The organism is Frankia sp. CcMO1 (genome assembly GCF_977945845.1).
This window is the reverse complement of record NZ_CDWTMG010000186.1, coordinates 1-9,699: the sequence shown is the minus strand read 5'-3', so window position 1 is coordinate 9,699 and position 9,699 is coordinate 1. Positions and strand designations below refer to the sequence as shown.

The following is a 9,699-nucleotide window of genomic DNA, read 5'->3' as shown; positions in this document are numbered from 1 at the left end:
CAGGCCCTAGACCGCCTTCGGCTTCTTCGGGGCTGTTTCGGAGACGGCGTCGTGAACGAGGGTCTGGCGGTGCGGTGGCCGGCGTACTACGTCCGAGCCGTGCATCGTGTGCAACACGGGTGCGGACCAGGGACCGGCAGGCTGCCTAAAGATGCTGGTGAGAAGCCCAAGGCCTGCCCAAGGACGATCGGTACCACCCCTTGGTTGTACATATCAAGCGACGGAAGACGCGGCTAACCGGCGTCTACCTGAATCACGGATGGTGCGACTCCGGTCGATGGTGGGTGAGGAGGCACTACCGGGGCTGGGGTGAGCTGATGTCCATTTTGCGGATCTCCGTGGCGTGGACGGCGTAGATGAAAGGGCCTGCTTCGGTGCAGGCGGTCGTGATCGCGGGCAGGTTCGAGAGCAGCCACTGTGCCATCGCAGCACCCGGTAGGTCCTGCCGGGTTATGTAGAAGCATCGCGCGTGATGTGTCAGGACGGCTTCCTGTTCGGCGGGGCGGTAGCGGATACGCGCGTCCTTCATGAACACGACCCAGCCGAGGCGGGCCGTGTCCTCGATCCAGGTGACGTCCGCGATGTCCTCGTCCTGTGGGATGCCGTAGTGCTCGGCGAGCGTGATCAGCCGTAGCCCGGCGTCTCGGAGTAACCGGGGGACGGCGATGCGGCCGAGGCTGCGGTCGATGAAGACGTGCGGAAGCCCGGCAGGGTGGCGATCTGTCGAGTCATCAGGCGGCGATTTTGCTTGCGACACGGACGGCGCCTTCAAGATCAGAGAGAGGCACGCCGAATTCCTCCGCCACCTCGGCGAGTGCTTCGCCGGCGTGGAAGCGGCCCAGGGCGTCTTCGACGCGGGCGCCGCCGTGAGTGAAGATCGGCTGGCCGAAGCCACGGTGGGGATCGACGATGACGGAGCCGGGCTCGTACCGCGGTAGCCGGATGAGCCGGGGGTAGCCGTCCGAGGCGAACTCCACCAGCCGGAGGTAGGACTCGACGATCTCCCCGAACACCCGCTGCCCGTTGCGCACCACGACTAGTTCCCGGGCTCCACGTGCTTCGGGCGTGTCGCCCTGCCTCTCGGCGAAGTCGTAGAGAACCTCGGCACCGTCGGTGTACAGGGCGCGTGAGGCTAGGACGTGCTCGATCCCCAACTGCTCGGACAGGAGGGCCAACGCGGGGCGGATCCGCTGTAGCGGCACTCCAGCGGCTCGGATGGCTGCCAGGATCATCCCCTCGGCAAGCCCGATGAACGGCACGACGGCCGTGCCATGGCGCTGACGGGGCAGCACGGTGACGATCGGCTCACCATGGACCCGGGCGCGGCCCGGTGCGTGCCTGGTGTAGCCGTAGGCCCAGGTCGCGAAGGTCGACGTCGGCACGCCCAGGTGCCGGCCCGCCTCGGCGACGCTGTACAGGGGCAGGTCGAAACGGCCGCGATCCTGAATCATCGCGCCTCCTCTCAAGCCTGCTGGATCCGAAGGTCCTGCCGCGCAACACCATGATCATAGCCCCTTGCTGGCTCGACGACGCCGGGGAGGAGGCCACGGCGAGCCGTGCTACCGCAGTTTCTCTGGAGCTGGATCGGGTCGGTGACGGTCCGGCGGTGCGGTGGTCGGTGTACGGCGTCCGAGCCGTGCGGCATGTGCAACTCGGGTGCGGACCAGGGACCGGTCCGATTGCCCAAAGACGCTGGTCAGAAGCCTGGAGCCTCTGCGAATACGACTGGGTCGTTGTCGACATAGAGAATCCGTGACTCGGGTGCGACCCCTTGGGCGACCTCATGCAGATTCGGGGGTGGCAGTCCCGTTTCGATGCCCAGGAACTGTCGGATGCCGTGTTCCGCCGCCAGTAGGCGGGCCACTCAGGCCCGCGTGTGCCCCCGAGCGGAACGGGAGCACCTGGGTCGTGATCCCGGGACGGCGGGACACGTCGATCAGGTGGGCGAGTTGGGCGCGCGCCACCTCGGGTCCGCCGACCATGCGGCGCACTGCGGCTTCGTCAAGGATCGCCCAGAGCTGCGGTGGCGGATCGGTGGTCAAGATGGGGTTCTTCCGTTCGACGACCGCCGGCTCGGTGAGCTCGGAGCAGTCGAAATGATCATTGGCTGGAGTGGGTCGTGTGGGCGGCGCAGCGGGCACCATCAGGGCAAGCAGCACCAGGGCAACCACCAGGGCAACGTCGTCGTCTTCCTTGTAGCCCTTGCTGTAGTCCTCGCTCATCGAGATCGGGCCGACCGGCGGTGGATCGCCGAACGCCGGGGCCTGGGAGGGGTCGGGGCCTGGGAGGGACAGCGGCCGACCGACGGCCGCAGGTGTCCGGGGGAGGACCGGGCGCACGAGCCGCCGTCGGTGGGCGGCCGGGGCAGACCCCCGTCCACCGGCGGCTTCCAGCGGTGGCTTCCAGTGATGGTGGCGGGTCGGTCAACAACGGACCACGGACCGCGGAGGGGGACGCGGCGTGCTACCGGACACGTGGAGCGCGGGAGGCGGGGCCGACCTGCGAGGATCGTGGGCATGGTGGTTCCGTCTGCCGCGCCGGCATCCGAGGAGCTGTTCCGGCGCGCCGAGCGTGTTGTTCCCGGTGGGGTCAATTCTCCGGTCCGAGCCTTCCGTGCCGTCGGCGGCACGCCGCGCTTCATGGTGGCGGGCAACGGCCCCTATCTGACCGATGCGGACGGGCGTACCTACGTCGACCTGGTGTGCTCGTGGGGGCCGATGATCCTCGGCCATGCCCATCCGGCCGTCGTCGAGGCGGTGTCGCGCGCCGTCTCGGCCGGCACCAGCTTCGGCACCCCCACGCCGGGGGAGGTGGAGCTCGCGGAGCTGATCGTCGACCGGGTCGGCCCGGTCGAGAAGGTACGCCTGGTCAACTCCGGCACCGAGGCGACGATGAGCGCCGTGCGGCTGGCCCGGGGTTTCACCGGCCGGTCGAGCATCATCAAGTTCGCCGGCTGCTACCACGGGCACGTCGACGCGCTGCTCGCCTCCGCCGGTTCCGGAGTGGCGACCCTCGGGTTGCCGGACACCCCGGGAGTCACCGGCGCCGCCACCGCGGACACCATCGTCCTGCCCTACAACGATCTCGCGCTGGTCGAGGCGGTCTTCGCCGAGCGCGGTGAGACGATCGCGGCGGTCATCACGGAGGCCGCCGCCGCCAACATGGGGGTCGTCCCGCCGCTGCCCGGCTTCAACGCCGGGTTGCGCCGGCTGTGCGACATCCACGGCGCGCTGCTCATCCTCGACGAGGTGATGACCGGGTTCCGCATCTCACGCGCCGGCTGGTGGGGCAATGAGGGGGCGATCGAGGACTGGTCGCCGGACCTGTTCACCTTCGGCAAGGTGATGGGCGGCGGGCTGCCCGCGGCGGCCTTCGGCGGGCGGGCGGACGTGATGGCCAGGCTCGTACCCGCCGGCCCGGTGTACCAGGCGGGCACGTTGTCGGGTAACCCGATCGCCGTTGCCGCCGGACTCGCCACTCTGCGGGCCTGCACCGACGAGGTCTACGCCACTGTCGACACCCGCGCCGCCGACGTGGCCGGGATCGTCTCGACCGCGTTGACCGAGGAGGGCGTGGCCCACCTGCCGAGCAGCGCCGGATCGCTGTTCAGCTTCTTCTTCACCGACGCCGCCACCGTGGTCGACTACGCCGGTGCCCAGGCGCAGAACACCGCCCGGTACGCGGCGTTCTTCCACAGCATGCTCGACGCCGGGATCTACCTGCCGCCGTCGGCGTTCGAGGCGTGGTTCGTCTCGGCCGCGCATGACGACGAGACGGTGGAGCGGATCGCCGCGGCGGCACCGGCGGCCGCACGTGCCGCCGCGGCGGTACCCGAACCGGTGACCGTCTCCGCCTCTCCCGAGGGGCGGGCATGACGGAGCCGGCTCCGTTGACCCGGGTGCATCTGGTCCGCCACGGCGAGGTCTTCAACCCGGAGAAGATCCTCTACGGCCGGCTGCCGGGGTTCCGGTTGTCCGACAAGGGCCAGCAGCAGGCGAAAGTCACCGCGGAGTTCCTTGCGGAGCTGGACGTCGCGGCCGTGGTCGCGAGTCCGCTGGATCGTGCTCAGCAGACCGCCGCGCCCATCGCCACGGCGCACGCACTCGCCGTCCAGGCCGACCCGCGGCTGATCGAAAGCCGCAACGCCTTCGAGGGCAGAACGTTCGAGGCCGGCCCGGCGGTGGTCCGCTACCCCGCCCTGTGGCGCCTGCTGCTCAATCCGTTCCGCCCATCCTGGGGCGAACCGTACGACGAGATCGCCGCGCGGATGCTCGTGGCCGTCGCGGAATGGCGCGATGCCCACCCCGGTCGGCATGTCGTGCTCGTCAGCCATCAGCTTCCGGTCTGGACGGCTCGGCGTGCCCTGGAGGGGGTGCCCCTCTGGCACCGTCCCGACCGGCGGCAGTGTGGGCTGGCGAGCGTCACCACGGCCGTCTACCGGGAGTCCGAGCTCGTCGGCGTCCAGTATGCGGAGCCGAACGGGCTGACCGCGAACACGCCTGGATCGGTCGGCGCCTGACGAACTCCACCGGTCCCGAGTCACCGGCGCCGGCCGTCGCTGTCCCGCCCGTCGTCGCTGTCCCGCCCGCCCTCGCGTCCCTGCGGGCCGTGCTGCCGTTCCTGCGCTGCCCCGTGTGCGGCGACGCGCTGCACCGGGCGGACAGATCCCTGCGCTGTCCCGCCGGGCACGACTTCGACGTCGGCCGCAGCGGCTATGCCAACCTGCGCACCGGCCGGACTCGGCGGGTCGTCGGCGACACCGCCGTCATGGTCGCCGCGCGGGAGTCCTTCCTCGGTGGTGGCCACTACGGGCCGCTCACCGCCCGACTGGCCCAGATCGCGCATCCCGTCCCCGGGGGGTCATCCGGGCTATCCGGGTCGCCCGGTCGGGTGATCCTCGACATCGGTGCCGGGACCGGGCACCATCTGGCCGGCGTGGTCGGTGCGCGGCCGGACGCGGTCGGCATCGCCGTCGACGTCTCGAAGTACGCCCTGCGTCGCGCGGCGCGTGCCCATCCCCGGATCGGCGCGGTCTCCTTCGACGTCGCCGCCCCCTGGCCGGTGGCCGACCACGCCGTCGCCGTGCTCCTCGACGTCTTCGCGCCGCGCAACTTGGCCCAGATGCACCGGGTGCTGCGCCACGACGGGCTGCTCATCGTCGTCACCCCCGGACCGGGCCATCTCGCCGAGCTGCACGGCCCGCTCGGACTCGTCGGGATACAGGCGGGCAAGAGCGACCGGCTCGACGAACGAACCACCGGACGGTTCGAGCCGATCATCGTCGAGCGCGTCGACGTTCCGCTCACGCTGAACACCGACCAGATCGTCGACCTGGCTCTGATGGGCCCGACCGGCCATCATCGTGCGCCCGACCAGCTGCGCCGGCGGGCCGAAACCGCCTTCCCCGGGAGTGCCCCCGTTACGGCCCGTTTTCAGATCCGCGGTTACCGTCCGCTCCCGGTCCCGCCGGTGGCCGGCGGCCGGTGACGTCGGCGGAACGGTGCCTGCCCGGCGACAGAACGGTGCCCGCCTGGCATGGAGCCCACAGGTGTCCTTTGTCGAGAAGCCCATGCGCGTCTCGCGGCCCCGCCACCTACCCTGAGTTGAGTTCTACAGTTGGTCGTAGACAGGTTCCCGGGTGGGAAGGGGCAGGGCACATACTGGTTCGCGTGGCGGAGAAGGGATGGCGGTCCGCGTCGGATGACAGTTCGGGCACGCTGGTGACAGGCATTGCCCCGATGCGGCGGATGCGCCGGGCCCGGTCGGCCCGCCGTGTCCGCCGGGCGGGACGCGTCGCCCCGGCCGCCGTGGCGCTCGTGGCGGCCGGGCTGCTGGCCGCCTGCTCCCCCGGGGCGAACTCGGTCGATGCCACCGGTGGCGGGGGCTACGGCTTCGTCCAGCAGGCGGCCGGGCAGGACTTCGCCGCTCCCGGAAACCGGCATCCCGCACCCCCCCTGTCCGGTAAGACCCTCGACGGGACCTCCCTCGACCTCGCGTCCTACCGAGGGAAGATCGTTGTGATCAATTTCTGGGCCTCGTGGTGCGCTCCCTGCCGCGCGGAGACGCCAGGCCTGGTCCAGCTGTCCAAGGACAACCCCACGGTGGCGTTCCTCGGTGTCAACGAGAAGGACACCGTCTCCGGCGCGAAGGCCTTCGCGCGGGACTACGGCAAGTCCTACCCGAGCATCGTCGACAAGCTGGGCACCCTCGCCGCGGGCTGGCCGGTCGCTCCCGGCCTCCCGTCGACGTTCGTGCTTGACCAGAACGGGCGGATCGCGGCCCGGTTCACCGGTGGTGTGCTGCCCGACGACCTGAAGCCCGTGCTGAGCCGTCTGCGGGCCGAGGCGTGAGCGGGCGCCGTTCGCCCGGGGCGGAGAACCCGCGGTGAGCGTGGTCGGGCTCATCACCGACGGGCCGGTCCTGCTCGCCGCGCCGGTCGCCGCCGCCGCGGGACTGCTCTCCTTTCTCTCCCCCTGCGTCCTTCCGCTGGTGCCGGGCTATCTCAGCTTCGTCACTGGCCTGTCCGGGGCGGAGCTTCAGGATCGTTCGAGGCGAGCTGCCGCCACCCCGGGGGGGCCGCCGGGCCGGGCACCGGCGGTGCCGGAGGTGTCCGTAGCGGTGTCGGCGGTGCCGGGCATGGCGGTGGCCGGCGGGGCTGTGGTGGCCGGCGGGGCGGCGGTCTCCGGTGGCGGGGCGATCTCTGGTGACCTCGCCCGGGACGACGAGGGGACCGGGTCGCCCGGGCCGCGGCTGTACCGGCTGCGCGCGGGTGGGCGGGTCGCCGCGGGCACGGGTCTGTTCGTGCTCGGCTTCACCGCGGTCTTCGTGTCCTACGGCGCGGCCTTCGGCGGGCTCGGGCAGTGGCTCACCCGCCATCAGGTTGGCGTCAGCCAGGTTCTCGGGGTTGTCACTATCGTGATGGGACTCGCGTTCGCCGGCGTGTTCTCCCGGCTGTCCTGGGCGAACAGGGAATGGCGCATCCACCGGTTGCCGGCGCCCGGCCTGCTCGGCGCGCCCGTGCTGGGGGTGCTCTTCGGGATCGGCTGGACACCTTGCCTCGGCCCGACGTTGTCGGCCGTCCTGGGTCTGGCGGTGACGAGCGCGACGGCGCAGCGGGGAGCGTTCCTCTCCGCGGTGTACTGCCTCGGGCTCGGGCTGCCGTTCCTCGCCGTCGGACTGGCTTTCCGACGTGCCGTCGGCGCCCTGCGGGTGCTGCGACGGCATACCCGCATCCTGACCCTGCTCGGCGGCATGCTGCTCGTCACGGTCGGCGTGCTTCAACTCACGGGGGAATGGGCCGACCTGGTTGCGAACCTACGGCCCTACGCCCCCGGCTTCTCGGAGACGCCGCTGTGACCTCCTCAACCCGTTCGAACGCCCGGCTCGCGCCTGCGTCCGGAGCCGCCGATCCCGCGCCACTCGCCGCCGGGTCCGTCGACGTCGAACCCGGCGACACCGTCGAGGCCGAGTCCGGCCTCGAGAAGTCCGGCCTCGAGAAGTCCGGCCTCGAGTCCGCGGGATTCGACTCCGGCGTGGCGGCCAGCTCGCGCCGCCTGCCCGAGGGGCATGCCGACGCCCGCGTCGCCGCCCCCGAGGCGTTCGACCCGCCGGACAGCGCGGCCGGTCCGTCGCCCAGCGACCCCGGCGACCCCGGCGCGCCGACCGACGGACCGGGGCGCGCCCCCGGCGCCGGTGGCCGGTTCACCCGGCATCCGGCCCTTGCCCTCGCCGTCCGGTCCTGGCGCCAGCTCACCAGCATGCGCACCGCGTTGCTGCTGCTGTTCCTGCTGGCCCTGGCCGCCGTGCCCGGATCGCTGCTGCCGCAACGCGCCATCAACCCGATGCGGGTGGAGCAGTACCTCGCCGACCACCCCACCCTCGGTCCGCTGCTCGACTGGTTCTCCGGGTTCGACGTCTTCGCCGCGTCCTGGTTCGCGGCGATCTACCTGCTGCTGTTCATCTCCCTGATCGGCTGCCTGTCGTCCCGGATCCGCTGGCATGCCAGGGCGCTGTTCACCGCGCCGTCGAAGGCCCCGGCCCGGCCCGGCCGGCTGCCCGGCGGCAGCGCCTGGACGAGTCCGATGGAGCCCGGCGACGCGATGGCGGCCGCCCGGCAGGCGCTGCGCCGACGGCGCTTCCGGGTCACGGCCACGGCTGGCGAGGCCCGCGACGCGAAGGGGACCGTCGACCACTCCGTCGCCGCGGAGAAGGGGTACCTGCGCGAGACCGGTAACCTCGTCTTCCACATTGCCCTGGTGGGGCTGCTCGCCGCGGTGGGCTTCGGTTCCTGGTACGGATACTCCGGGACCGTGCTCGTCGTCTCCGGGAGTGGATTCGCGAATACGATCATCTCCTATGACCAGTTCAACGCTGGTCAGCGCGTCGACACCGCGAAGCTGCGCCCGTTCTCGCTCACGCTGGACCGGTTCAACGCCACGTTCCAGCCGAGCGGCCAGCCGTCCGACTTCCGCGCCGACGTCACGTATGCCGCCGCGCTGAACGCCCCGACCCGCAAGGCGACCATCCGCGTCAACCATCCGCTGGTGATCGGCAATGCCAAGATTTACCTCATCGGGCATGGATTCGCCCCGCACTTTGTGCTTCGCGACGCCGCGCGCAAGGTCGTCTGGGAGTCGAACGTGCCGTGTACCCCGCGGGACGGCATGTTCACCTCAACCTGCACCGTCAAGATCCCCGACACCGGACTGCCCGCGCTGGGCGTCCGCAAGGAGCCCCAGCAGCTGGCCTTCAGCGGCGTGTTCACGCCGACCACCCGCCTCGACCCGACCCAGGGATACGTCTCCGTGTTCCCCGCGGCCCGCGCGCCCGGTCTGACGATCACGGGGTTCGTCGGCAACCTCCATCTCAACGAGGGCATTCCACAGAACGTCTACACGGTCGACACCCGCGACATGCGCCAGATCACGATGACGGGCCCGGCGGGCAGCGAGCGCACCGCGCAGGTCCTGGCCCTCGACAACCCGCGGCAGCGCACCCTTACCGGGCTGCCCGGCGGGATGAGCCTCGAGGCCGACAGCGTGGCCGAGTTCGCCACCTTCCAGGTCAAGTCCGACCCGTTCAAGGGCGAGGCGTTGCTCTTCGCGGTCCTCATCATCGTCGGGCTGATCGCGAGTCTCCGGGTGCGCCGCCGCCGGGTTTGGGTGCGGGCCCGGCCGGCGGCCGCCGGTGGGTGCACGGTGGAGATCGGCGGGCTGTCCCGCTCCGACGCCGACGGGTTCGCCGTCGAGTTGGCCCAGCTCACGACCCTGGTCCGCGAGGCCACCGGGCTTGCCGGCACCGACCGGTCCGTGCCGACCGCCTCGGAATCGAGCGGCGCCGAACCCGCCAGTACCGAACCCGCCAGTACCGAACCGGGCAGCACTGAACCGAGTAGCACCGAACCGGGTGGCACCGCAGCCGGCGATGCCGTGTCGAGCGCCAGCGAGCGGGAGCACTGATGGCGGTCAACGAGGGCGTAGCCAGCCTTTCCGATCATCTGTTTGGCAGCGGCGAGGCGGTGTACGCCACGGCGATGCTCGGCTATGCGGCCGAGTTCGCGTTCAGCCGGCTCGGCCTGCGCCACGATGCGGTTCAGGAGGCGGCGGCCGTCCCGGCACGGCAGGGGGCCGGGCGGCCGGCGGCGCTGATCGGAGCGGCGGCCGGCGGGATCGGCGCCGCCGCCGCCGATCCCGCCGGCCC

Annotated in this window: 8 protein-coding genes and 3 pseudogenes; 7 read left to right on the top strand and 4 right to left on the bottom strand. The window is 71.3% G+C overall.

Going from position 1 to position 9,699, the window contains the following annotated elements; translation table 11 throughout:
- Positions 1 to 295 precede the first annotated feature (295 nt).
- From AC08OU_RS18395 to AC08OU_RS18380, 4 genes and pseudogenes are all read right to left on the bottom strand, one after another.
- On the bottom strand, positions 296 to 757 hold the full coding sequence (locus AC08OU_RS18395) for a PIN-like domain-containing protein (protein WP_462188447.1): 462 nt from the start codon (positions 755 to 757) through the stop codon (positions 296 to 298).
- Positions 732 to 1,451 carry a DUF433 domain-containing protein gene (locus tag AC08OU_RS18390; RefSeq protein ID WP_476601386.1) on the bottom strand — a complete coding sequence of 240 codons (720 nt, stop codon included), beginning with the start codon at positions 1,449 to 1,451 and terminating at the stop codon, positions 732 to 734. The genes AC08OU_RS18395 and AC08OU_RS18390 overlap by 26 nt, the downstream gene beginning before the upstream one ends.
- 257 nt (positions 1,452 to 1,708) lie before the next feature.
- A pseudogene (locus AC08OU_RS18385) lies at positions 1,709 to 1,864 on the bottom strand (SAM-dependent methyltransferase); the annotation flags it as partial.
- Positions 1,865 to 1,916: 52 nt separating this feature from the next.
- Positions 1,917 to 2,144, bottom strand: a pseudogene (locus AC08OU_RS18380) (Scr1 family TA system antitoxin-like transcriptional regulator); the annotation flags it as partial.
- 372 nt (positions 2,145 to 2,516) lie between these two features.
- On the opposite strand from AC08OU_RS18380, the gene hemL reads away from it, so the two are divergent.
- The 7 genes and pseudogenes from hemL to AC08OU_RS18345 all read left to right on the top strand — a co-directional run.
- The gene (gene hemL, locus AC08OU_RS18375) at positions 2,517 to 3,875 is read left to right on the top strand and encodes a glutamate-1-semialdehyde 2,1-aminomutase (protein ID WP_476601385.1); all 1,359 of its coding nucleotides are present in this window, start codon (positions 2,517 to 2,519) and stop codon (positions 3,873 to 3,875) included.
- A complete protein-coding gene (locus AC08OU_RS18370; protein ID WP_462202628.1) occupies positions 3,872 to 4,519 on the top strand; it encodes a histidine phosphatase family protein in 648 nt (215 codons plus the stop codon). Before hemL ends, AC08OU_RS18370 begins: the two co-directional genes overlap by 4 nt.
- Before the next feature lie 89 nt (positions 4,520 to 4,608).
- Positions 4,609 to 5,487: a putative RNA methyltransferase gene (locus AC08OU_RS18365; RefSeq protein WP_476601384.1), complete on the top strand. Its 879-nt coding sequence runs from the start codon at positions 4,609 to 4,611 to the stop codon at positions 5,485 to 5,487.
- Positions 5,488 to 5,720: 233 nt separating this feature from the next.
- Positions 5,721 to 6,350: a TlpA family protein disulfide reductase gene (locus tag AC08OU_RS18360; RefSeq protein ID WP_476601383.1), complete on the top strand. Its 630-nt coding sequence runs from the start codon at positions 5,721 to 5,723 to the stop codon at positions 6,348 to 6,350.
- Between the two features lie 34 nt (positions 6,351 to 6,384).
- Positions 6,385 to 7,356 (top strand): cytochrome c biogenesis CcdA family protein, encoded by a 972-nt coding sequence (locus AC08OU_RS18355; RefSeq protein WP_476601382.1) that lies wholly within the window; start codon positions 6,385 to 6,387, stop codon positions 7,354 to 7,356.
- On the top strand, positions 7,353 to 9,458 hold the full coding sequence (gene resB / locus AC08OU_RS18350; protein ID WP_476601381.1) for a cytochrome c biogenesis protein ResB: 2,106 nt from the start codon (positions 7,353 to 7,355) through the stop codon (positions 9,456 to 9,458). Before AC08OU_RS18355 ends, resB begins: the two co-directional genes overlap by 4 nt.
- A pseudogene (locus AC08OU_RS18345) lies at positions 9,458 to 9,699 on the top strand (c-type cytochrome biogenesis protein CcsB); the annotation flags it as partial. The gene resB and the pseudogene AC08OU_RS18345, both read left to right, overlap by 1 nt.